Origin of the sequence: Bermanella marisrubri (assembly GCF_012295615.1) — a bacterium.
In the GTDB taxonomy this organism is placed as follows: Bacteria; Pseudomonadota; Gammaproteobacteria; order Pseudomonadales; family Oceanobacteraceae; genus Bermanella; species Bermanella marisrubri.
In genome coordinates, this window is the sequence record NZ_CP051183.1 from 3,452,319 (window position 1) to 3,474,111 (window position 21,793).

The 21,793-nt window shown below is 45.2% G+C and carries 26 protein-coding genes; 8 read left to right on the forward strand and 18 right to left on the reverse strand.

Going from position 1 to position 21,793, the window contains the following annotated elements; genetic code table 11:
* Nucleotides 1-15: 15 nt before the first annotated feature.
* From HF888_RS16015 to pilG, 5 genes are all read right to left on the reverse strand, one after another.
* Entirely contained in the window at nt 16-876 is an 861-nt protein-coding gene (locus tag HF888_RS16015) for a CheR family methyltransferase (protein ID WP_007016691.1), read from the reverse strand.
* Nucleotides 877-889: 13 nt separating this feature from the next.
* Nucleotides 890-2,923 carry a methyl-accepting chemotaxis protein gene (locus HF888_RS16020; RefSeq protein WP_007016690.1) on the reverse strand — a complete coding sequence of 678 codons (2,034 nt, stop codon included), beginning with the start codon at nt 2,921-2,923 and terminating at the stop codon, nt 890-892.
* A 153-nt stretch (nt 2,924-3,076) separates the two neighbouring features.
* A complete protein-coding gene (locus tag HF888_RS16025) occupies nt 3,077-3,604 on the reverse strand; it encodes a chemotaxis protein CheW (RefSeq protein ID WP_007016689.1) in 528 nt (175 codons plus the stop codon).
* An 11-nt stretch (nt 3,605-3,615) separates the two neighbouring features.
* Nucleotides 3,616-3,984 (reverse strand): twitching motility response regulator PilH, encoded by a 369-nt coding sequence (gene pilH, locus HF888_RS16030; RefSeq protein ID WP_007016688.1) that lies wholly within the window; start codon nt 3,982-3,984, stop codon nt 3,616-3,618.
* Nucleotides 3,985-4,044: 60 nt separating this feature from the next.
* Entirely contained in the window at nt 4,045-4,425 is a 381-nt protein-coding gene (pilG, locus tag HF888_RS16035) for a twitching motility response regulator PilG (protein WP_007016687.1), read from the reverse strand.
* A 202-nt stretch (nt 4,426-4,627) separates the two neighbouring features.
* Between pilG and gshB the strand changes: the two genes are divergently transcribed.
* The 7 genes from gshB (at nt 4,628) to HF888_RS16070 (ending at nt 10,414) form a co-directional block, all read left to right on the forward strand.
* Complete coding sequence (gshB, locus tag HF888_RS16040; protein ID WP_007016686.1) at nt 4,628-5,578, forward strand: glutathione synthase; 951 nt, start codon at nt 4,628-4,630, stop codon at nt 5,576-5,578.
* Nucleotides 5,579-5,679: 101 nt separating this feature from the next.
* Complete coding sequence (locus tag HF888_RS16045) at nt 5,680-6,555, forward strand: energy transducer TonB (protein WP_007016685.1); 876 nt, start codon at nt 5,680-5,682, stop codon at nt 6,553-6,555.
* Between the two features lie 29 nt (nt 6,556-6,584).
* On the forward strand, nt 6,585-7,142 hold the full coding sequence (locus HF888_RS16050; protein WP_007016684.1) for a YqgE/AlgH family protein: 558 nt from the start codon (nt 6,585-6,587) through the stop codon (nt 7,140-7,142).
* Nucleotides 7,135-7,599: a Holliday junction resolvase RuvX gene (ruvX, locus tag HF888_RS16055; protein WP_007016683.1), complete on the forward strand. Its 465-nt coding sequence runs from the start codon at nt 7,135-7,137 to the stop codon at nt 7,597-7,599. The genes HF888_RS16050 and ruvX overlap by 8 nt, the downstream gene beginning before the upstream one ends.
* A 27-nt stretch (nt 7,600-7,626) precedes the next feature.
* Complete coding sequence (pyrR, locus tag HF888_RS16060) at nt 7,627-8,148, forward strand: bifunctional pyr operon transcriptional regulator/uracil phosphoribosyltransferase PyrR (protein ID WP_007016682.1); 522 nt, start codon at nt 7,627-7,629, stop codon at nt 8,146-8,148.
* Nucleotides 8,145-9,128, forward strand: coding sequence for an aspartate carbamoyltransferase catalytic subunit (locus HF888_RS16065; protein ID WP_007016681.1), 984 nt, complete (start codon nt 8,145-8,147; stop codon nt 9,126-9,128). The genes pyrR and HF888_RS16065 overlap by 4 nt, the downstream gene beginning before the upstream one ends.
* A 2-nt stretch (nt 9,129-9,130) precedes the next feature.
* The gene (locus tag HF888_RS16070) at nt 9,131-10,414 is read left to right on the forward strand and encodes an amidohydrolase family protein (protein WP_007016680.1); all 1,284 of its coding nucleotides are present in this window, start codon (nt 9,131-9,133) and stop codon (nt 10,412-10,414) included.
* A 120-nt stretch (nt 10,415-10,534) separates the two neighbouring features.
* Here the strand turns inward: HF888_RS16070 and HF888_RS16075 are convergent, their stop codons facing one another.
* The 3 genes from HF888_RS16075 to HF888_RS16085 all read right to left on the reverse strand — a co-directional run bounded on the left by HF888_RS16075 (nt 10,535) and on the right by HF888_RS16085 (nt 12,561).
* A complete protein-coding gene (locus HF888_RS16075; protein ID WP_007016679.1) occupies nt 10,535-11,206 on the reverse strand; it encodes a DUF3047 domain-containing protein in 672 nt (223 codons plus the stop codon).
* A 203-nt stretch (nt 11,207-11,409) separates the two neighbouring features.
* On the reverse strand, nt 11,410-11,661 hold the full coding sequence (locus HF888_RS16080) for a hypothetical protein (RefSeq protein WP_007016678.1): 252 nt from the start codon (nt 11,659-11,661) through the stop codon (nt 11,410-11,412).
* Between the two features lie 279 nt (nt 11,662-11,940).
* On the reverse strand, nt 11,941-12,561 hold the full coding sequence (locus tag HF888_RS16085; RefSeq protein WP_007016677.1) for a TorF family putative porin: 621 nt from the start codon (nt 12,559-12,561) through the stop codon (nt 11,941-11,943).
* A gap of 247 nt (nt 12,562-12,808) precedes the next feature.
* Here HF888_RS16085 and HF888_RS16090 point away from each other — a divergent pair, with 247 nt between their 5' ends.
* Nucleotides 12,809-13,699 carry a haloalkane dehalogenase gene (locus HF888_RS16090; protein ID WP_040297458.1) on the forward strand — a complete coding sequence of 297 codons (891 nt, stop codon included), beginning with the start codon at nt 12,809-12,811 and terminating at the stop codon, nt 13,697-13,699.
* Nucleotides 13,700-13,924: 225 nt separating this feature from the next.
* Here HF888_RS16090 and HF888_RS16095 read toward each other — a convergent pair whose 3' ends face one another.
* The 10 genes from HF888_RS16095 to ureA form a co-directional block, all read right to left on the reverse strand.
* On the reverse strand, nt 13,925-15,187 hold the full coding sequence (locus HF888_RS16095; protein WP_007016675.1) for an ammonium transporter: 1,263 nt from the start codon (nt 15,185-15,187) through the stop codon (nt 13,925-13,927).
* 100 nt (nt 15,188-15,287) lie between these two features.
* Nucleotides 15,288-15,626 (reverse strand): P-II family nitrogen regulator, encoded by a 339-nt coding sequence (gene glnK, locus HF888_RS16100; RefSeq protein ID WP_007016674.1) that lies wholly within the window; start codon nt 15,624-15,626, stop codon nt 15,288-15,290.
* Between the two features lie 72 nt (nt 15,627-15,698).
* Nucleotides 15,699-16,385, reverse strand: coding sequence for a TorF family putative porin (locus HF888_RS16105; protein WP_007016673.1), 687 nt, complete (start codon nt 16,383-16,385; stop codon nt 15,699-15,701).
* A gap of 449 nt (nt 16,386-16,834) precedes the next feature.
* Nucleotides 16,835-17,389 carry a HupE/UreJ family protein gene (locus HF888_RS16110; RefSeq protein ID WP_007016672.1) on the reverse strand — a complete coding sequence of 185 codons (555 nt, stop codon included), beginning with the start codon at nt 17,387-17,389 and terminating at the stop codon, nt 16,835-16,837.
* A 10-nt stretch (nt 17,390-17,399) separates the two neighbouring features.
* Complete coding sequence (gene ureG, locus HF888_RS16115) at nt 17,400-18,101, reverse strand: urease accessory protein UreG (RefSeq protein ID WP_007016671.1); 702 nt, start codon at nt 18,099-18,101, stop codon at nt 17,400-17,402.
* A gap of 200 nt (nt 18,102-18,301) precedes the next feature.
* Nucleotides 18,302-19,015: an urease accessory protein UreF gene (locus tag HF888_RS16120; protein ID WP_210436499.1), complete on the reverse strand. Its 714-nt coding sequence runs from the start codon at nt 19,013-19,015 to the stop codon at nt 18,302-18,304.
* Nucleotides 18,969-19,427 (reverse strand): urease accessory protein UreE, encoded by a 459-nt coding sequence (gene ureE / locus HF888_RS16125; RefSeq protein WP_007016669.1) that lies wholly within the window; start codon nt 19,425-19,427, stop codon nt 18,969-18,971. Before ureE ends, HF888_RS16120 begins: the two co-directional genes overlap by 47 nt.
* 11 nt (nt 19,428-19,438) lie before the next feature.
* Nucleotides 19,439-21,154, reverse strand: a complete 1,716-nt coding sequence (gene ureC / locus HF888_RS16130) for an urease subunit alpha (protein WP_007016668.1) — start codon at nt 21,152-21,154, stop codon at nt 19,439-19,441.
* On the reverse strand, nt 21,154-21,459 hold the full coding sequence (locus tag HF888_RS16135; protein WP_007016667.1) for an urease subunit beta: 306 nt from the start codon (nt 21,457-21,459) through the stop codon (nt 21,154-21,156). The genes ureC and HF888_RS16135 overlap by 1 nt, the downstream gene beginning before the upstream one ends.
* 19 nt (nt 21,460-21,478) lie before the next feature.
* Nucleotides 21,479-21,781 carry an urease subunit gamma gene (gene ureA, locus HF888_RS16140; RefSeq protein ID WP_007016666.1) on the reverse strand — a complete coding sequence of 101 codons (303 nt, stop codon included), beginning with the start codon at nt 21,779-21,781 and terminating at the stop codon, nt 21,479-21,481.
* Between the last annotated feature and the right edge of the window lie 12 nt (nt 21,782-21,793).

The window sequence follows — 21,793 nt, forward strand, 5'->3', positions numbered from 1 at the left end:
CGCATCCTATTTATACTATATTTTTCGCTTAATGAACGCCGTAACGGATTCACCTTTGACCGGTGTTAATTGCGGGTGTTGCCACTCCACAATTTCCCCCATTCCAATCAAAAGTAAACCTCCAGGTAACAATCGATCAACTAGTTGATTCAATATTTCCTGACGTCGCCAGCGACGAAAATAAATTAATAAGTTTTGGCAATAGATAATATGTCGCTGCGTTTGCGGTGACTGATCTATTTCCAAAACGTTAACTTGGGCAAAGCAAGTTTGACGTTTAACCTCGGGCTTTACTGAATAGCCTTTAGGTTCCTCATCGAAGTACGTATCGAGATAATGCTGGTTAAGCACCTCAACCCGACGCGAGGAGTACAATCCTTCTCTTGCTTTATTTAACACAGGCACACTGATATCCGTACCCGTGATCATAAATTCTTCTTGTTGGTCCGTTTGACTTAGGACCTCATGAGCTAGCATCGCTAGGCTATATACTTCCTCACCACTGGAACAACCGACACTCCATATATCCAATGGATTTTTGCGATCGATATGATCCCGTTGTGATTGAATAAACTGAGCAACATACTTAAACGCTTCTGGGTCGCGAAAAAAACGAGTTTCCTGAACCGTTAAGCGATCAATCAACTTCGCCCATTCAATGCGTCCCATAGGGCCATGCACAATCTGATCATAATATTCTTGATAGTCTGTGCATTCTAATTCCCGCATTCGCGTCATTAAACTGGATTGCAATAACGATTTGCGCTGCTCGGCGAGAAAGATACCTGTTCGATCTTCCAGCAGTTCCTGCCATTGCTGGAACTGCTGATCACTCATTTGCGGCAGGGCTTGTAGCGTCCAGCCTGGTGATGACACTGCGATCACCTAGTTACGAGTTTGATTCAGGTAGCTTGAAACCAGCTACCGATTCACGCAACTTCGTCGCCATCTCTGCAAGGTTACCGATGGATTTAGCCGTTGCTGTGGTACCTGATGATGTTTGCGACGTGATTTCCTGAATTACGTTCATCGTATTGGAAATGTGACCCGCCGAGGACGACTGCTGGCGTGCTGCGTTTGAGATGTTCTGGATCAAATCAGCGAGATTTTTCGATACGGTTTCGATTTCTTCAAGCGCAACACCCGCATCCTGTGCTAGGCGAGCACCGCGTACCACCTCTGCAGTTGTGTGTTCCATGGAGATAACTGCTTCGTTCGTATCGTTCTGGATGGTTTTAACTAGAGCTTCAATCTGCTTAGTTGCTGCTGCTGAACGTTCTGCGAGGCGCTGTACCTCATCCGCTACCACGGCGAAGCCTCGACCTGCATCACCGGCCATGGATGCCTGAATCGCAGCGTTAAGAGAAAGAATGTTTGTTTGGTCTGCGATATCGGTAATTAGAGAGATGATGTCACCGATCTCTTGAGAAGATTCACCCAGACGTTTAATACGCTTAGAGGTTTCTTGAATCTGCTCACGAATGTTGTCCATGCCGTTGATGGTTGCCTGTACTACTTCAGCACCTTTGTTTGCGATGGTTACCGATCTTTCCGCAACCGAGGTTGATTCAGATGCGTTGGAAGATACTTGGTCGATGGACACCGCCATCTCATTAATAGCTGCGGAAGCTCCGGCAATCTCTTGCGCTTGGTGCTCTGCGGCGTCTGCAAGGTGCATCGCCGTAGACTGAGTTTCTTGTGCTGCCGATGCTACCTGTACCGCTGTTTCGTTAATCGCAGTTACAAGCGCACGCATCTGGTCGATTGCGAAGTTGATGGAGTCAGCAATGGCACCTGTAAAATCTTCGGTTACCGTAGCCTGCGTTGTTAAGTCACCATCTGCGAGGTCAGCTAGTTCATCAAGAAGACGCAAGATCGCCATTTGGTTGGCTTCGTTCTTGGTTTCTTCCTGCTTTAAGTTTTTCTGAGTATCTTGGTAGGACACATAACCCACACCACCCAACATAATTAGTGCAATAACAGCCAATAAATAACCAATGGTTTGCAGCACAGTCCAAGTGTCAGAACGTTCTTCGTGGCGCTCTGTTAGTGTTGAAGTTTGACTCAACATGTTTTGTGATTCGGTAAAGATCGTATTTGCTGATTCACGAACTTGGAAAAGCTCTGGAGACGTTTCCAAAATCTCATCAACGGAACCGGCGACGAATTCAAACAGCTCAGAAATTTCGGCAAGAGAATCAATTGCCGCGGGGTCGGTAACCGGCTTGATATTCATCGCCACATTACCTTCGATCATGCCGTTCAAAACGCGTCCGAATAAGTTGGCATCTCGACCAAAGCTATCCGCCGCCATTACAGCGTCATCACCACCAGACAATACTTTACCTACCGAACGAACGATACGCTCTGCTAACCATGACTGACGCTGGGCAACCGCAACCTGCTCGGCAGGCGCTTCATTGTCCAAAAGAATCTCAACAACCTCATCGTATTCCACTTGTAACTGAGGGATAGTTTCAGATAGCGTCGCGGCAACTTCGTGCAGAGAAAGTACGGTGTCCTGCGTTTCTAGAATTCGATCGGCGGAGTCACTTACATCTAGCCACAAGGCATTCAGCTCATTAACACCTTCTACATCAGTTGGCGGCAGACCGGTTTGCTCGTCACCGTTTTTCAGATAACCCCAACGCGTTTCAAAGCCGTTACGCGCGCTTCGCAATAATCGGAAAGCTTCTTCCTTACCAGCGGCGGCCTCAACGGCGTTCTTCGCGATCTGCTGTGACAGTACGCGCAACTCGCCCGAATGGGAAATATATTGGGCATCCTGATCGGTCTTATACTGTACGAAAATGGTGATACCCAAGAACGCCAAGATGAAGACTACGAAGGCAGCAATAAAGCCCAATCGTGCAGTGTTATTCAGTAATGTGGACAGGATTGCACTGCCTGCACTCGCTTTCATGTATTCAATCTCCGCAACCGTTTACTACGACTCGTTTTCGTTATTATTGGTCACTCCCACCAGTAGACAGGGACTGACTTCTATTTTTAGCTATTCGAGAACGTCCTCAAACAATACTCAAATAGTAAAGACTTGTTAACGCGCTAGGCCAGACTATACCGCAATATCCATGTAGTGTTCATCCTTTGATAACGCCTCAAAGCTGAACACTGGCCACTGTTCGCCATTTCTCTCAAAAACACCTTCTATGAAGGGTGTTATTTTTTCAGTTAATTCTGCTCTATCAGGCGACTCCATAGAATCAACTGGGAAATGCTGCATACCTAGCACAGCATCTACCACCAATCCATTCAGCAATTCGCCTTTTTCTATAATCAAGGTTCGCTTGTTTCTCTGAGTGCCATGAGGCTCACTTAAAAATGTCGCCAGATCCATAACTGGCACTAGTCGACCACGAACGTTAGCCACACCTTCAACCCAATGTTTCACACCAGGAACTTGGGTTAGCTTAGGAGCTGTCAATATTTCCGTAATGTCATTCATGGGCGCAACAAATCGACGCCCCGACAGGACAAAACCAACGCCACGCCAATACTCAACCGCCTCAGTACGAGAGGGTAAGTCTGCCGCATGAGAGCGACAGCGCTGGGCGATATCTTGGAGTAGCGCAAATGGCGTCATGAAAACCTCGATTACTCGCCGTCAATGACGCTTTGAATGGTTTCTGCAAGCTGGTCTTCTGTAACCGGCTTAACTAAATAACCTTTAGCACCTTGACGCTGACCCCAAACCTTATCTGTTTCCTGGTCTTTGGTCGTTACAATGATCACTGGGATATGCTCAGTTTTCGCATCCTTTGTTAATTGACGCGTTGCTTGGAAACCATTCAAACCAGGCATAACAATGTCCATTAGCACCACATCTGGCAGCTCTTCGCGCGCCAAAGCAACACCATCAGCGCCATTATCCGCTTCCAAAACCTCAAAACCCTTTGCTTCTAGCATGGATTTTAGAGTAAACATTTCGGTAGGCGAATCATCTACAATCAGCACGCGCGCCATATATAAACCTCAACTTAATCTGTAATTAATCAATAGCAATAATTTGCTGTTAGCTTCCGCTTACTTTACGTGGTCGCGGATAGCTCCTAATAACTCTTCTTTACTGAATGGCTTAGTCAGATACTGATCTGAACCTACAATTCGGCCCTTGGCCTTATCAAATAGGCCGTCCTTACTGGACAACATAACCACTGGCGTGTCTTTAAAATTAGAATTATTTTTGATCAAAGCACAGGTTTGATAGCCATCGAGTCGAGGCATCATGATATCGACAAAAATGATATTAGGTTGGTTATCGGCAATCTTTGCCAAAGCATCAAAGCCGTCTGTGGCGGTAATTACACTACATCCGACTTTCTTTAATAAGGTCTCAGCGGTGCGGCGTATGGTTTTACTATCATCGATTACCATCACCTTAATGCTTTCAAAATTATCCGCCATAAATCAGCCTATTGCAGGTCATTCTCGTTTATTATTGTTCGTGACAAGCCATTGAGTCACAACGCTACTTTGTACCATACTCGGGATGCGCATTCTATAGGGTTGTCGGCCATTTGCGAAGTGCTTAAAACAGTCTGATGCTCGTTTTTATTCATTCTGTAAGTACAATACCTGAAAACTAAGATTGGATTGGCGCAAGTATATGAGCATTAAAATCGGTATCATCATGGACCCAATTGAGTCCATTAGTTACAAAAAAGACACCACACTTGCTTTAATGGATGCCGCACAGCGTAAAGGCTGGCAGGTATATTATATGGAGCAAAGTGACCTTGCTCTTGAGCAAGGTCAAGCCATGGCTAGAATGGCACCAATTAAAGTGTTTATGGATCCTGAGCATTGGTTCGAACGCGGTGAATATGAGTACCGGCCATTAAGCGATATGAATATCGTTATGATGCGCAAAGACCCCCCATTCGACAACGAGTACATTTACAGTACATACATTCTGGAACGTGCCGAGCAACAAGGCAGCCTCATCATCAACAAACCGCAAAGCCTGCGCGACTGCAACGAAAAGGTCTACGCCACTGCTTTTCCAGAATGTTGTCCAGAAGGCTTAGTAACACGCAATGCTGAGCAACTTAAAGCCTTCCATAAGAAACACAAAGACGTCATTTTCAAACCACTAGATGGCATGGGTGGCTCTTCAATTTTTCGCCTAAAAGAAGACGATCCAAACATCAGTGTCATCATTGAGACCTTAACCAAATTTGGCCATGAAATGATTATGGCGCAAAAATATTTGCCCGAAATCAGCAAAGGGGATAAGCGCATTCTTATGATTGATGGAGTACCTGTTGAGCATTGTTTAGCACGTATTCCATCAAGCGGTGAAACTCGCGGAAACTTAGCTGCAGGCGGCCAAGGAGTAACACAACCCTTGAGTGATCGAGATCGTTGGATTGCGGAAAAAGTGGGGCCTTATTTGAAGGAAAAAGGCCTGGTCTTTGTTGGCCTGGACGTCATCGGCGACTATTTAACGGAAGTGAATGTCACCAGCCCCACCTGTGTTCGCGAAATATCAAGAGATTCAGGGCTTGATGTTTCTATGATGTTGATGGACGCGATCGAGAAGCGCCTAACGCAGTGAATAGCCAATAACGCAGCATAAATCCGTTGATATGTGCTAAGAGTCGTAGCTTTGCTATGGCTCTTTTGGCAAAATATGGCTCAAATTTTGAGTGAGTCAACATGAGTCAAACCGCAGCCGTCAACGATTATGATCGCTTCAGCTTTGCTATCTTCCTAGCTGGCATTGTGCACCTGCTCATCATCTTTGGCATTGGCTTTGCTATTCCGGAAAAACAAAATAGCGCAACCACTCTTGACGTCACACTGGCGCAAACCCATCAGCAGGACGCTCCTGATGAAGCCGATTTTCTCGCCCAAAGCAATCAAGTTGGCAGCGGATCGTTAAACGAACGCGCAGAAATGACCACAACAGAGCTGGCTGATTATGCTGCAGAGGAAATTCAACGCACGCAACCTGTACAGCAAAAGGCCAGCGCACAAAAACCCGTGCCTCATGATCGCGCCAACATTACCTCCATCGACTCAGACTTTTTTGTTGATAGCCGTCGATTACAACAAGAAATTGAAGCCTTTGACTTACCACAAGGGCCCACAAAAAGCCTGCTCGAGCGCAGCTTAGAGATTGCCAGCCTCGAAGCGAAACTGGATCGCCAACGCCAAACGTTAAGCAAAAAGCCGCGCACTCGTAGACTGACTGCAACCTCTACCCGTCAGAGTAGCGACGCTTTGTATATGAACCAGTGGTTACGTAAAATCGAATCTGTAGGCAATCTCAATTATCCAGTGGAAGCAAAAAGACAAAACATCTCCGGCAGCCTACGCTTATTAGTATCGGTTCGCGCAGATGGTACTATCCACGAGATGCAGATTCTCGAATCATCAGGACATAGCGTCTTAGACAATGCGGCCAAACAGATTGTGCGCCTAGCAGCACCGTTCGCGCCTTTCAGCGATGAAATGCGCAAGAACACCGACGTACTTGAAATTATTCGCACGTGGCAATTTAAACAAACTCTGTTTTCAACTAACAGCTAGCGTGCCAGTCAAAAATCTGAGGATCCTTAATGGACTCTACCAGTAATTTAAAGCATCACCTCTTGCTCGCAATGCCCAGTCTCAGTGATCCGTATTTTGGTCACAGTGTTTGCTATATATGTGACCACAATGAACAAGGCAGCATGGGCTTGGTACTCAACAAACCAATGGGTATTGAATTAACAGACGTATTATCTGAACTAGACATCGAAACCGACAAGCCCATTCACTTTCCTATCCTACAAGGCGGACCCGTCAGCCCAGAACAAGGCTTTGTGCTGTATCGCGGTAGCGAATCAGAATTACAAAATATGGTCATCAATGGTGACATCCGACTCACCACGTCGAAAGATATTCTAAGTCAGTTAGCGCTCGGTTCTGGCCCTGATGATGTGCGAATTTGCCTTGGCTACGCCGGCTGGGAAGCCGGTCAGCTAGAGCAAGAATTAATACAGAATGCATGGCTGACCGTTCCTGCTGACGAAGAATTATTATTCCATACCCCCATGGATCAAATGCTAGAAAAAGCCGCCAGCAGAATTGGCGTAGACATGAGCCTTATCTCTGGTGAAGCTGGCCATGCCTGACGATAAGCCGACAGAAAAAATCAAGCGCGTGATGGGTTTTGATTTTGGCACCAAGCGCATGGGTGTCGCCATGGGACAAAGACTTACGCAACAAGCACAAGGTATTAGCTGCATTAATGCCAAAGATGGGAAACCTAACTGGGAACAATTGGACGCATTAGTAGAAGAATGGCAACCCGACGGTTTTGTCGTTGGCCTTCCGTTCAACATGGACGGCAGCGAAAGCGACATGTCCCGTCGCGCCAATAAATTTAGTAAGCGTTTACATGGACGCTATGGCTTACCCAGCTATACAATAGACGAACGCCTAACCACATTTGAAGCCAAACACATTGCCAGACAACAAGGACACAAAGGGCACTATAAATCAGACCCTGTAGATGAACTTGCAGCGCAATTTATTTTAGAAACATGGTTAAGTGAATTTCCTTTAAGCGAACAATCACAAAATCAATAAATAGTACGCAGATTAGACGGAGCCAAAATGGCCACAACCCAATCAAACCTGCAACCCACCGCGTTAATCAGTGATATGGCAAACGCCATTCGCAATCAAGTGGATACAAATAGCAACGACGTTATCATAGTTGGTATTCACACAGGTGGTGCTTGGGTAGCACAAACTCTTCATCAAGAATTGAAGCTCAATACCGAGCTAGGTCTTTTAGATATTAGTTTTTATCGCGATGATTTCACACAAAAAGGCTTACACCCAGAAGTTAAAAGCAGTGAACTTCCGGAAGTAGAGGGCAAAACCATTATTCTTGTTGACGACGTTGTAATGTCAGGACGAACCATTCGCGCCGCCATGAATGAGTTATTTGATTATGGCCGTCCGCAAAAAATTCTACTGGCATGCTTGATCGATGTTGGCCAACGGGACTTACCGATTCAACCGGATATTATTGGCTCTCAAATTGAACTCCAAGCCAAACAGCGAGTAAAACTAAGCGGCCCAGATCCCTTGCAACTACACCTCATGAATATTGAAGAGAAACGCTCATGAACCCCAGTGAAATACAGCTAAATCAGGAAGGCCGTTTAAAGCATTTTTTGACCACTGAAGGGTTAAGCCAGGAGATTCTCACCGAGATTCTAGACACCGCCGATAGTTTTATCGGCACTCAAGCGCGTAGTGTTAAAACGGTTCCACTATTGCGCGGCAAAACCGTCGTTAATTTATTTTTTGAAAACTCTACACGTACACGCTCTACTTTCGAACTCGCCGCTAAACGTCTTAGCGCTAACATTCTTAATTTGGATATCGCCCGCAGTGCAACCAGCAAAGGTGAAACCTTAATGGATACATTGTGGAATTTAGAGTCCATGTACAGTGATATGTTTGTTGTTCGTCATGCTGACTCGGGAGCAGCCCACTTTATTGCTCAGCACATTACTCCGAATGTCGCTGTTATTAACGCCGGTGATGGCCGCCATGCGCATCCGACACAAGCCATGCTCGATATGCTGACCATTCGCCGTGAAAAAGGCAGCTTTAAGGACTTAAGTGTGGCTATCGTTGGTGATATTTTGCATAGCCGAGTGGCACGTTCACAAATTCACGCACTAAAAACACTGGGCGCGAGAGAAGTGCGTGTGGTCGGACCGAATACCTTGCTTCCCCATGACATCGAAAGCTTAGGTGTACGCGCCTTCAATAATTTAAAACAGGGTTTGAAAGGGGTGGATGTCATTATCATGCTGCGTCTGCAAAAAGAACGCATGCAAAACGCCCTCCTGCCGAGTGAATCGGAATACTACAAACTGTTTGGTCTTACGACTGACAAACTGGCATACGCCCACCCTGAAGCCATCGTCATGCATCCGGGGCCGATCAACCGCGGTGTAGAGATTGAAAGTGCAGTGGCAGACGGCCCGCAAAGCGTAATTTTAAAACAAGTGAGTAATGGCATCCCCATGCGCATGGCCGTCATGGCAATGGCCATGAGTGGTCAAACACAAGAACTTGCGCAGGAGGAGGGCTAAACATGAAAGTCACTCATCAGCATACTTTGCATATTAAAAACGGACGTTTACTAGATCCAAAACAAAAACTCGACAAAGTCGCCGATCTCTTCATCGAAAACGATCGCATCGTGGCCATTGAAACAGCCCCTGCAGGTTTTAAAGCAGAAGAAACCATTGACGCTCAAGGTAAGTTAGTGATTCCGGGCTTAGTTGATCGTCTTGCTTTTTTAGCGGAACCCGGATTCGCACAAAAGGGAAATATTCGCTCAGAAACACAAGCGGCTGCTCGTTCTGGTATTACGATGTTATGCAGCGCGCCAGATACTAAACCAGTCGTAGATAGCGCCGCTGTGAGCAAAATGATTGTTGAAAAAGCCAAAGAAGCTGGTTTCACCCAAGTAAAACCTTTGGGTGCTTTAACTGCTGGTTTAGAAGGCGAACAGTTGAGTAATATGAACAGCTTGAAAGAAGCAGGCTGTATCGCATTGGCGCAATTAGATTACGCGTTTAAAGATAGCCACGTGATTAAACAGTGTTACCACTATGCGGCGGGCATGAACATTCCTGTGATTGTCACGCCACTAGATCAAGCATTAGCGCAAAGCGGCAATATGCATGAGGGCGCCACGAGCAGCCAGTTGGGTTTAGCCGGTGTAGCAGAAAGCGCCGAAACCTGCGCACTCGCAACTCATCTTATCTTGGCCAAAGAAACCGGTATCCAACTTCACTTCAGTCGCATCACGAGTGCCAATGCCTTGAGCATGATTGAATCAGCACAAGCTGATGGTATAAGCGTTACCGCTGATGTGGCCTTGGGTAATCTAGTCTTCACAGACCAAGACAGTTATGGCTACGATAGCTTGATGCATGTAAAGCCTGTATATCGAAGCGACAAAGACCGTGATGCACTACTTGATGGTGTAGAGCGCGGCGTTTTGGCTATATGCAGCAACCATCGCCCTCATGAAATTGCTGCGAAAATGGCACCGTTTGCAGCAAGCGAAGCGGGCATTAGTTCACTGGATAGTTTCACTAGCGTGCTATTAGATTTAGTGAAACAGGGCAAGCTTTCTTTGGAAAGTGCCATTGCCAGTGTGACGCATATTCCAGCCCAGCAATTAGGATTAGCGTGCGGTACGTTAGCTTTAGAACACGAAGCCAGTTTGGCAATTATCGATTTAGAAGCCACCAATAAAAACGAAACGCTTTATAGCCAAGGACGTAATAACCCTTGGTTAAACAAACCACTTTCTGGCGATGTGGTATGTACGATTAAGCAAGGCAAAATTGTTTATCAGGCATAATCACTTCGCTTTTAATTGATACGTTTAAGCTCAACACTTGGCGTCCTGCCAAGTGATGCCGCTCAAGTGAGTTGCTACATTGATTTCACTTTACGACTTGCGAATTCCTATTTTGCAATCTTACTTAATCGCTAGGGTTTCCATATCGCCATAATAACCAATGGCATGGCCTTGAATGTGATCGCTATCGGTTTGCAAACGAATGAAGTCTAACTCTTCGATGCTCTCATCAAATACTTGCTGCCAATCCTTTTGCACATGACGCTGCAAGGTTTGCCATTCCATAGGTTGCTGATCTTCACCGCTCACCACGAGTACCTGATTGTTTTTATCTAACTGCCAATGGCTGCCAATAGGCTCACGACTAGACCAAACATAATGCAATTGCTTAGGGTCGCCAAAAACGGGATCGATACCTACTATTACTCGCAACGCAAAATCGTCACCATCAGGCTTGGTTTCGTTCTGATTACGCTCATGGGTAGCAAGTCCGCTTTCATCCACACGTGTGCGATACGGCACCTTGTCGACGGTCCATTGCCAGCGCAATACTGGGGTTTTATTGAGGTTAATACTGTCACTGTATTCTAGGGCAGAGGCAGATGCCAAGCTTTCAGCGCGAATAACCACGCCTTGCTCGATATCCATAATCTGACGATATTGGGTTTCACCAACAAACTTAATATTTTGCCAGTTACTCAGATTACCTTCGATGAGAATTGGGTCGCTGTGACTCTGCATCGCTTGTATTAGCGTCGCACAAACGAACAATAGGGTTATGCTAGGCTTCATCCTTGCCTCACTCTTATTATGATTATTGTAATGAGACGCAGCAGCCTATCTTTCCGATTGTCGAGTCACAAGGGCCAAACCTGTCTCTGCAGAAAAGATGTCCGAACTTGACCACACCTCATAATCCAGATGTGAACAGAAACAAAAAACCCAGCCGAAGCTGGGTTGTGGATGTAGATATTAAATACTGAATAAATTGCCAATTAAATTGGACGCGAACCATAGTTAGATTGTGGCTTACGCGGCGGATCTGCCATCACGTTCGGCTCCACTTCATTTATGCTGCCGCCTTGGGCCAAAAACGCTTCTACATCACCACTCATTTTGTCGCGTAGCTTTTGACGAGAGGCTATAGAGCGATGCACGCCTTCTTCAGGGCTCCCCATATACTCCAAATCTGGAGTGTATTCATCGTTTTCATGAGCTTGAATTTCGATTTTCTCGGACTTGGGCATAGCTTTCTCCTCTCCCGGAATCCTTTTGTTTAGTTAAGTCGAATAAATATATAGTTCAGGAGTTTTGCTCTGTCAGATAATTATTTATACGAAATATCACTAAAGAACTGATTTTGAAAAAATCAAAAAGAATATTAGACAAAACTAGTCAGCATTTTGGTGTTTACATTTCAGCTTTGGAAAAGGTTGGCACAAGGGAGAGTAAAAGGCTTTTGCCTACTTTATTGGCACAAAAAAGGCGCCCCTGGCGCCTTATAAAGAATATTTTAGAACTGGGGGCTACCAATCAAATTGGCGAGATAGACCCAATACCAGTGAGTTGCCTTTATCGTCATGACGCGTCACATTCACTTCAAAATCCACGCGCCCGGGCAGCGCATGCACATAACTAATGCCATAGTTATAGGTCTCGTCTAGCTGTTCTTGCTCAGGGTCTAATAAACCGACGGTGAAGACTAAGCCACTATTTCCCCAGAAATCGTAATTGGCTGCAATCTCATGGTACTGATAGGTTTCATCTTCATCTTGATAGGTGCTTAAGCGATAAGCATCCCAAGCGAGATTTAGGTTATATTCGGTATTGTCTGGTTTATCTTCGCTGCGCTCATAAGTGATGGCACCTAACCCAACCGCAACATTCCACAGGTTAAAAGACACACCAGCGTATGCATTGGCCTCTGACGTATCAAAATCCTCAATACTGCCCGTATAGGCCCAAGCACCCGCATAAATGCCCCATGGACTGGTGTAGTCCACACCACCATGAACGACGATATCTTGATCGCTCTGCTTTACACCGCGGAACATGTATTTGGTAGCCGTACCAATATTGCTGGTCAGTTCGGCTTGTGCGGCAAACGTAAAAAACGCTGTGGATAAAACCAATAAATATTTGAACATGGAGACTTTTCTTATCATTAACGAACGGCGCGCACTATAACACATTCCTTTTCCGCAAAGCGAAAATCAAAACGAAGATGTGTCACTAAAACGCAGGATTCTCCATGTTAAGGCAGATACATCGAGGAAAGGTTCCAAATTCATAATGAGCCTTCGACAGTCCGTTCCAACGAGGCCCCTAGTCAGCCTGTTCTGCCTCACGTACATTGGAAGACTTACAACATAATAATAACAAATAAGGCCATTTATGGATTTTCTACGAACACCAGAATCGAGGTTTGACCGCCTTCCTAATTACCCCTTCCAAGCCAATTACGTACAATTGGGCAATCTACGAATGCATTATGTGGATGAAGGCCCTAAAGATGGCAAAGTCATCCTAATGATGCACGGCGAACCAAGCTGGTCGTATTTGTATCGCTTTATGATTCCGATTTGCGCTGCCGCTGGCCATCGAGTGATCGCACCAGACCTAATTGGCTTTGGTAAAAGCGACAAACCTACAAAGATGGAGGATTATAGCTATCAACAACACATGCAATGGATGCAAAGCTTTATTGACGAACTCAACCTTAAAGACATCACCCTTGTGTGTCAGGATTGGGGGTCGCTGTTAGGATTACGCCTTGCCGCTGAAAACGCGTCACGTTTTTCCGCCATCGCCATTGGCAACGGTATGCTGCCTACAGGTGAAGAAAGCAAAATACCAAAAGCTTTTAAAATCTGGCAAAACTTCGCGCGCTATAGTCCTTGGTTTCCCATCGCACGCATTGTTGAAAGTGGTTGCTTTAAAAAACTGAGCAAAGATGAACGCAAAGCCTATGACGCGCCTTTCCCCAATAAAAAGTTTAAGGCGGGTGCCCGTGCTTTTCCACGCTTAGTTCCTACCACTCCAGATAACCCAGCCACCATGGCAAACAAAGCCGCCTGGAAGGTTTTAGAGAAGTGGGACAAACCCTTCTTAACACTATTCAGTAACGGCGACCCTATTACCCGTGGACTGGATAAAAAAATCCGTGAGCGCGTTCCTGGTTGCCAAGGTCAACCTCATCAAACGTTAAAAGGCGGGCATTTTTTACAAGAAGATGCCGGTTTTGAAATGGCGCAGGCCGTTAATGAACTAGTAGCGAGATTGTAGATCCGCTTGCACACAACCAATTCAATAGCAGCCTCTCTCTCGCGGACGCTGCAAGTACATCCATGTACGCTCAGCTCTTAGCATCCATGCTAAGAGATGCCGCTCGAGCGAGCACGCTATTGAATTAGTTTAAGCCACATTGTTAGTAGATAAACTAACAAGCATAAAAAAACCCGCTTCTCTCGAAGCGGGTTTTTCTTTAAGAGCGTTAACTAAAAACTATGATTAGCTGTTTTTAGTGAACTCTGGGTATGCTTCCATACCACACTCTGCAAGGTCTACACCTTCGTACTCTTCTTCTTCGCTTACACGAACACCCATCACTGCTTTGATGATGCCCCAAACGATTAGAGAGGTTACGAATACCCATACAAAGATAGTTAGAGCACCCATTAGCTGACCACCGAAAGTCGCGTCTGCATCTGTGAATGGAACAACCATAACACCGAATAGACCTACAACACCGTGAACAGAGATAGCACCAACTGGGTCATCAATCTTGATCTTATCTAGCGCAAGGATAGAAAGAACAACGATTAGACCACCGATCGCACCGATAATGGTTGCTTGGAAAGGAGTTGGATCAGCAGGCTCTGCAGTGATCGCAACCAGACCTGCCAAGGCACCGTTAAGAGCCATTGTAAGATCCGCTTTCTTGAATAGGATACGCGCAAGAATCAACGCACCGATCAAACCACCAGCAGCAGCAGCGTTAGTATTTAGGAATACGTTTGCTACTTCGTTCGCTACTTCCATACCACCTAGTTTTAGAGTAGAACCGCCGTTGAAGCCGAACCAACCCATCCATAGGATGAATGTACCTAAAGTCGCTAGAGGTAGGTTAGCACCAGGGATCGCGTTAACTTGACCGTTAGCACCGTATTTACCCTTACGTGGACCTAGTAGAAGAACACCCGCAAGAGCTGCAGCAGCACCCGCCATGTGAACGATACCAGAACCTGCATAGTCACTGTAGCTCAGTTCAAATAGACCGAATACAGAGTCACCATTCCAAGTCCAGCTACCTTCCATTGGGTAGATGAAACCAGTCATAACAACAGCAAATGCTAGGAAAGCCCAAAGCTTCATACGCTCAGCTACCGCACCAGACACGATAGACATTGCAGTTGCTACGAATACAACCTGGAAGAAGAAGTCAGAAGCACCAGAGTAAACAGCACCACCATCAAAACCTTCTTCAGCAGAAGCGGCTAGAGCACCTTCAAGATCGAAAGTAGAAACCGTTTCAACACCAGATAAGAAGAAACCACCGTCGTACATGAACTCGTAACCGCAGATCAGGTACATGGTGCAAGAGATTGCGAAAAGCGCAACGTTTTTAGTTAAGATTTCAGTCGTATTCTTTGAACGAACAAGACCCGATTCTAGCATGGCGAAACCAGCCGCCATCCACATTACAAGTGCGCCACAAACTAAGAAGTAAAAAGTGTCCATGGCGTACTGAAGTTGGAAAATTTGGTTTTCCATAATGCCCCCGCATTTATCTTCAATACGTTAATAAAACGTTTAATCTATTTAAAACAGAGAAGCTTAATTTTAAGCACTAGCATCAGCTAAATAGTTAAAATTAAACCGCATCAGCCCCTGTTTCGCCTGTACGAATACGTACGATTTGTTCAAGAGAAGTAACGAAGATTTTACCGTCACCGATCTTGCCAGTGTTTGCAGCTTTAGAAACCGCTTCGATTACTTTCTCAGTTAGAGAATCATCAATGGCAATTTCTAGTTTTACTTTCGGTAAAAAGTCCACCACGTATTCAGCACCGCGGTACAACTCTGTATGACCTTTTTGACGACCAAAGCCTTTCACTTCTGTGACAGTGATACCTTGAACGCCAATCTCAGATAGTGCTTCACGCACGTCGTCTAATTTAAAAGGCTTGATAACGGCCGTAACCAATTTCATATCAAACTCCTTGTGAGTGGGAGAATAAAGCTAAGCAAAATGCTTAGCTTTATAGGTTTATCGCTTTACCAATTATTCGATTGGTAATGTGTAAGACATAGTAACGATTGCATCTTCACCTGCATCAACGCCCCAGTCTGAAAGCGCTGCTGCATCATCACCAGTATCAACAACTTTAGAAACAGTAATAGCTAACTCATCAGTCAGACCGTAAGACACGTCCAAGTGAGTGTACTCAGCACCAGCACCGTCATCGTTAATACCAACTGTAAGATCAACGCCTGCTACTGAATAACCAAGAGTCATATAAGTAGCGTCGTCACTTTGAAGACTTTGATAGTAAGAAAAAGACGCATCCATGAAGCCAAGAGAGATAATGGCATCAGACATTTCACCAGCAGAGCCATAGGTATCAGCACCAGTATCGCTGTCTGTACCACTGCTATAAACATACGTTACGGCCTGAACGTCTACAGAGAAATCACCAAATGAAGTTCCGTAACCAACGTATAGGTCGTATTCGTTACCCAAAGAAGTATCGCCTGAAGAAGCCCAGATACCAGCATATGCACCAGAAGCATGAGAGTAATCAGCAGAAGCAGAGAACGCTGGTACACCAGAACCTAGCTCAGTACCACGCCATAGGTAACCAGTTGCGATTCCTGCAGAGTAAGACATTTCAGCGTTAGCCACTTGTGCAGTTAAAGCGCTTGCAGAAACTAGGCTGGCAATAGCAATGGCTTTTGTTAATGTTTTCATTGATTAAGTTTCCTTCGTTGTGTTTTAAGTTTTTTAAAAGTTGCGCAGGAAGTTGGTACTTCTCTTATCCACTTCGCAAAACTCTTTATTGAGTGGCTCAGCTTTAGCGCGATCGTTAAATCAGTTATTGATTCGATACTCTGTATTAGCAACAGCGATGCCAACTTTTAAAAACCCAGTGTTTACGCAGCCTGGAACCCAATCTAATGAAAATTCATTAATTACCTCAGCTCTATTTTGTTGCACGCTCCCTTTCTGGGCACATTTAAAGTGCACAATAAGTAGTCGTTATAGGCTGGAGCACCAAAATAGAACACTTGCAAAAGTTTATTCGGCTGAGATGAGCTTGTAAGAAAGATTTGTCGCCAAAAACGATGTTTATATAACTAAAAACCCGAGCTAGGCTCGGGTTTATAGCGGATTCAAAAGGCTTGTCTTTGTTTTAAACCTTATGCGTTAGGTTGGCTTTCACCATTGCGGCGCAAAGTTGGGGCATAGCGAACCACAATAGACGCCAACAGCATAATGGCGAGGGAGGCCATAACAAATCCACTGGCGAAGAAATTCGCTGAAACGTGAGCAGGGACCTCAATACCATGAGCTATGCCATGAAATAGGGCAAAGCCTAATAAAAGACCTGATTTAGCATAAGCATTGCCGCGACGGCCTACCAATATTAGTGCAGCGCCCAAAACAACCGAACTTAGAATCAGAGTTTCTACGACTGGCATACTGAACACAGTGACACCCATGGCAGCAATCACAAAGCCGATTAGCATTATCACGGCGTAACAGACAGGTAGGCTCCAACTGGTGCGTTTACCTGCTAAGCCAGCGACGACACCTACTGCTATTAGAGCTAATAAATGATCCAAGCCCATTAAAGGATGCAATACACCCGCCAGCAAGCCTTGGCTTGCGCTAATGGATTCATGTCCGGGATGAGCAAATGCGTTACTCACTGCAAATAGAGATAAACTGATTAACAATAACTTTTTCATCATGGAATCCTTTTTAATCAATAGTCGAACGGGTAGATGGACGAGCAGCTTCTGCGCTGACGTCATGTGCTTTAGGCATAGTACTGAGTTTTTCTTCAATTTCAGGACGCTGGGGTAACATGCCTTCTTCAATTATGATTCTTACAATTTCGGCAATACCTTTTTGGGTTTCCACATTGGCCAAAACAAAAGGGCGATCCCCACGCATCTTACGTGTATCACGATCCATCACCGCCAAAGACGCACCCACGTGATCGGCAATATCCACTTTATTAATAATCAGTAAGTCAGACTTGGTAATGCCTGGACCACCTTTACGTGGAATCTTATCGCCCGCACACACATCAATAACATAAATAGTAAAATCAGACAGTTCTGGGCTGAAAGTAGCCGACAAGTTATCACCGCCACTTTCAACTAAAACCATTTCCAAACCATCGTGGCGATCTTGTAAATCTTTTACTGCCGCTAGATTCATGGAGGCATCTTCTCGAATAGCCGTATGAGGACAACCACCGGTTTCCACGCCCATAATACGATCTTCTTCCAAGGCATTTTTGCGCATTAAAAACTGGGCATCTTCCTTGGTGTAAATATCATTGGTGACTACAGCAATATTGTAGTGGTCACGCATGGTTTGGCAGAGCTGCTCAAGAAGGGCGGTTTTGCCGGAACCGACGGGGCCGCCTATGCCGACTCGTAATACTTGCTTCATAATATTTGTATCCAAAGCTAGCTGCGTTGTTGTGTCTTTGTTAAAAAATAATTTTTGATTCGTTACGTAGCGCTGCTACGCGCCTCACCAAAAACATTTTTTGCCGCGTCACAACGGCCTCGCTAACGCTTTGCTCCTTTATGTATATTTCTTTCTTTTAGTTAAATGTCTTTAACCAATTCATTACATATGATTTTTCGCTAAGAACGAAATAATCGTGAATACTGATGTTCGTGCAGTGACGATGCCATCGCTAAGGAAAATAACCCTGTACCAATTTCATCGTCTTTTATGCTCTGCGCCTTTTCGCAAACCTGGACCATGGGGGGTATCAAGGCTTTTAAAATTTGTTGGCCTTGTGTTTGACCCATGGGCATGGCTTTGCTGGCACAAGCAATTTGGTTTTCACACCACGCCCAAGTAAAACCTAACAACGCATCGTCTATGGCGATGTCATCATAAATGGCGGCTAAGCTATTCATGGTTACCACCGTCGGCTGTGTTACTTCATCTAGCTGAGTTTGACGTTCAGCATCTATTCCCAGATGCCATTGCTGATACGCACTGCCAACTTGAGTGTCTTCAAGATAAAGCTCTTTGGTTTCACGAAACGCCAATAACGTATCATTCCAATACTGCACAGATTTGTAATCACTTTGTTTCCACGCGTCATAAACACGCATGTACACAGGCAAATCTAATTGCCCAAAGCCTGTAGTGAGCCCTTGTTCAATCCAAGCTTGCACGTCATCTGCTTTTTTTAACCAGCCGATGTCCAATGCATATTCCAACCCTTGTGAATAGGCAAAAGCACCTACAGGTAACGCAGGGCTGGATAAATGCAATAGTGATAACAAAGATTCCTGCTTAGTGCTCATGATGGTGATGATGTCCGCCTTTCGAATACGCGCCATTTTCTGGTTCAAACGGCGCTTGCTCGTGAATCACATGCACACCTAAACCATGTAACATGTCGTCTAAAACATAGTCTTCTTGGTAGCGCAAAAACCCTTCACCGATTTGTAATGGCACATGACGATTACCTAAATGATAACAACAGCGCGCAAACAAGGTTTTATCTTCCACTTTTGCCGTTGATACCTTTTCGTCACTGGCAAGTACGGTCAGATACTCGTGGTGTTCATTACTTAATACCGCGCCGTGTCGCAGCACATGACCCCGCTCAATTTGAATCCCCGCATCTATGCCTGAATCAGTTTTGATTTTCAAACGACCACGTTTACGATCATCAAAACTTAAACTAATCGTTTCGCTACTTTTTCCTTGAGGTAAATCACCCTCAACTAATTGTGTAAATATTTTCATTTCGCTACTTCTTAAAATAAGTAATATCGTTGGGCCATAGGCAAAACTTCTGCAGGCTCACATGACAATTCAACACCATCTGCTTTTACTACATAAGTTTGTGGGTCCACTTCTAACTTAGGCTGATAGTCATTGAGTTTCATATCCGCTTTACTGATATTTCGCGTATTTTTTACTGCTACCAGCTGCTTGCCTAACCCTAATTCATGTAAAGCTGGGTTACTTAGTGACGCCTTAGAAACAAAACTGATACTGGTGTGCTGCGTGGCTTTACCAAAACTGCCGAACATTGGACGATAATGAACAGGCTGCGGAGTAGGGATAGAAGCGTTTGCATCCCCCATTGGCGCACCTGCAATCATGCCACCCTTTAAAATAAGCGACGGCTTAGTACCAAAAAACGCTGGCTTCCATAATACTAAATCGGCTAATTTGCCCACTTCAATGGAACCTACTTCATCGGAAATACCCATGGTAATGGCTGGGTTGATGGCATACTTTGCAATGTAGCGTTTACATCGGAAGTTGTCCGTACCAGGCGTTTGCGCACTTTCATCTTCTGGCAATAAGCCACGCTGAACTTTCATTTTATGGGCGGTTTGCCAGGTGCGGGTTATCACTTCCCCCACGCGACCCATGGCTTGCGAGTCGGAACTGATCATGCTGAAACAACCAAGGTCATGCAGGATGTCTTCTGCGGCAATAGTCTCCCGGCGAATACGCGAATCAGCAAACGCCACATCTTCAGGAATATTCGGATCTAAGTGATGACATACCATTAACATGTCTAAGTGTTCGTCCACTGTATTGACTGTATAAGGACGAGTTGGATTTGTAGAGGAAGGCAATACATTCGCTTCACCAGCTGCACGAATGATATCGGGAGCGTGACCACCACCGGCACCTTCTGTGTGATAAGTGTGTATGACACGGCCTTTAAATGCAGCCAAGGTATCTTCCACAAAACCCGATTCGTTCAACGTATCGGTATGAATCGCGACTTGAACATCGTGCTCTTCTGCCACAGTTAGGCAGCAATCAATAGAAGCTGGTGTTGTGCCCCAGTCTTCATGAAGTTTTAAACCCATAACACCGGCGTTTAATTGTTCGTGCAATGCATCAGGTAAACTGGCATTGCCTTTCCCCAAGAAGCCAATGTTCATAGGAAGATCATCGATGCTTTGCAACATCTTACCAATATGCCAAGGGCCGGGTGTACATGTTGTCGCATTGGTTCCCGTTGCAGGTCCAGTGCCACCACCAATCATAGTAGTAACACCGCTCATTAACGCCTCTTCGATTTGTTGTGGGCAAATGAAATGAATATGTGCATCAATGCCACCCGGCGTAAGAATTTGACCTTCACCGGCAATAATTTCGGTACCTGGACCGATAGGAATAGTTACCCCTTGCTGAGTATCTGGATTACCCGCCTTACCTATTGCGTGAATGCGACCCGCCTTGATTGCCACATCAGCTTTTACAATACCCCAATAGTCTAGAATAAGGGCGTTCGTAATAACGGTGTCAGGTACAACCTCATTAGTCAGTTGACTTTGACCCATGCCATCACGTATTACTTTACCGCCACCAAATTTTACCTCGTCACCATAGACCGTGTAGTCTTTTTCCGGTGAAATAAACAGCTCGGTATCGCCTAATCGAACTTTGTCACCAACAGTCGCACCGTACATATCGACATAGGTTTTTCGATCTAATTTCGCCATTACAAAGCTCCTTGTATGTCGCCACGAAAACCGTAAACGGTTTTTTTGCCTTGATATTCAACCAACTCTACGGTGCGCGATTGTCCCGGTTCGAAACGCACTGCTGTACCTGCCGCAATATTCAAACGAAATCCACGTGCCGCCTCACGCTCAAATGTAAGCGCAGGGTTCACTTCATAAAAATGATAGTGACTGCCCACCTGAATAGGGCGATCTCCAGTATTGGCTACCGTAACTGATACGGTTTTCAATCCAGCATTAATTTCTATCTCGCCTTCGGCGTATTCGATTTCACCTGGAATCATATGAAACTCCTTTTATCAGTTAAGCAATCGGGTTATGCACAGTGACGAGTTTTGTGCCATCAGGAAAAGTCGCTTCCACTTGCACTTCATGAATCATTTCCGGTACGCCTTCCATTACTTGATCACGAGTAATTACTTGGCGACCGGCATTCATTAAATGTGCAACCGTTTCACCATCTCTTGCACCTTCCATAATGAATGCACTGATCAATGCTATACACTCGGGATAGTTAAGCTTTACGCCTCGATCCTTGCGCTTTTGTGCCAATTCAGCAGCGACAAATAGAAGTAACTTATCTTTTTCACGAGGAGAGAGTTCCATGGTTTTTCCTTA

Excerpts from the sequence above, each read along its gene's own strand:
- HF888_RS16105 (WP_007016673.1), bottom strand. The coding sequence starts at position 16,385 with ATGAAAACATTAACAAAAGCCATTGCTATTGCCAGCCTAGTTTCTGCA.
- ureA (WP_007016666.1), bottom strand. The coding sequence starts at position 21,781 with ATGGAACTCTCTCCTCGTGAAAAAGATAAGTTACTTCTATTTGTCGCT.
- ureG (WP_007016671.1), bottom strand. The coding sequence starts at position 18,101 with ATGAAGCAAGTATTACGAGTCGGCATAGGCGGCCCCGTCGGTTCCGGC.
- HF888_RS16025 (WP_007016689.1), bottom strand. The coding sequence starts at position 3,604 with ATGACGCCATTTGCGCTACTCCAAGATATCGCCCAGCGCTGTCGCTCT.
- glnK (WP_007016674.1), bottom strand. The coding sequence starts at position 15,626 with ATGAAATTGGTTACGGCCGTTATCAAGCCTTTTAAATTAGACGACGTG.
- HF888_RS16080 (WP_007016678.1), bottom strand. The coding sequence starts at position 11,661 with ATGCCCAAGTCCGAGAAAATCGAAATTCAAGCTCATGAAAACGATGAA.
- HF888_RS16085 (WP_007016677.1), bottom strand. The coding sequence starts at position 12,561 with ATGTTCAAATATTTATTGGTTTTATCCACAGCGTTTTTTACGTTTGCC.
- HF888_RS16065 (WP_007016681.1), top strand. The coding sequence starts at position 8,145 with ATGAACCCCAGTGAAATACAGCTAAATCAGGAAGGCCGTTTAAAGCAT.
- HF888_RS16110 (WP_007016672.1), bottom strand. The coding sequence starts at position 17,389 with ATGATGAAAAAGTTATTGTTAATCAGTTTATCTCTATTTGCAGTGAGT.
- HF888_RS16020 (WP_007016690.1), bottom strand. The coding sequence starts at position 2,923 with ATGAAAGCGAGTGCAGGCAGTGCAATCCTGTCCACATTACTGAATAAC.
- pilG (WP_007016687.1), bottom strand. The coding sequence starts at position 4,425 with ATGGCGGATAATTTTGAAAGCATTAAGGTGATGGTAATCGATGATAGT.
- HF888_RS16120 (WP_210436499.1), bottom strand. The coding sequence starts at position 19,015 with ATGGCGCGTATTCGAAAGGCGGACATCATCACCATCATGAGCACTAAG.
- HF888_RS16050 (WP_007016684.1), top strand. The coding sequence starts at position 6,585 with ATGGACTCTACCAGTAATTTAAAGCATCACCTCTTGCTCGCAATGCCC.
- HF888_RS16090 (WP_040297458.1), top strand. The coding sequence starts at position 12,809 with ATGGATTTTCTACGAACACCAGAATCGAGGTTTGACCGCCTTCCTAAT.
- ureE (WP_007016669.1), bottom strand. The coding sequence starts at position 19,427 with ATGAAAATATTTACACAATTAGTTGAGGGTGATTTACCTCAAGGAAAA.
- HF888_RS16135 (WP_007016667.1), bottom strand. The coding sequence starts at position 21,459 with ATGATTCCAGGTGAAATCGAATACGCCGAAGGCGAGATAGAAATTAAT.
- HF888_RS16075 (WP_007016679.1), bottom strand. The coding sequence starts at position 11,206 with ATGAAGCCTAGCATAACCCTATTGTTCGTTTGTGCGACGCTAATACAA.
- HF888_RS16095 (WP_007016675.1), bottom strand. The coding sequence starts at position 15,187 with ATGGAAAACCAAATTTTCCAACTTCAGTACGCCATGGACACTTTTTAC.
- gshB (WP_007016686.1), top strand. The coding sequence starts at position 4,628 with ATGAGCATTAAAATCGGTATCATCATGGACCCAATTGAGTCCATTAGT.
- ruvX (WP_007016683.1), top strand. The coding sequence starts at position 7,135 with ATGCCTGACGATAAGCCGACAGAAAAAATCAAGCGCGTGATGGGTTTT.
- pyrR (WP_007016682.1), top strand. The coding sequence starts at position 7,627 with ATGGCCACAACCCAATCAAACCTGCAACCCACCGCGTTAATCAGTGAT.
- HF888_RS16070 (WP_007016680.1), top strand. The coding sequence starts at position 9,131 with ATGAAAGTCACTCATCAGCATACTTTGCATATTAAAAACGGACGTTTA.
- HF888_RS16045 (WP_007016685.1), top strand. The coding sequence starts at position 5,680 with ATGAGTCAAACCGCAGCCGTCAACGATTATGATCGCTTCAGCTTTGCT.
- ureC (WP_007016668.1), bottom strand. The coding sequence starts at position 21,154 with ATGGCGAAATTAGATCGAAAAACCTATGTCGATATGTACGGTGCGACT.
- pilH (WP_007016688.1), bottom strand. The coding sequence starts at position 3,984 with ATGGCGCGCGTGCTGATTGTAGATGATTCGCCTACCGAAATGTTTACT.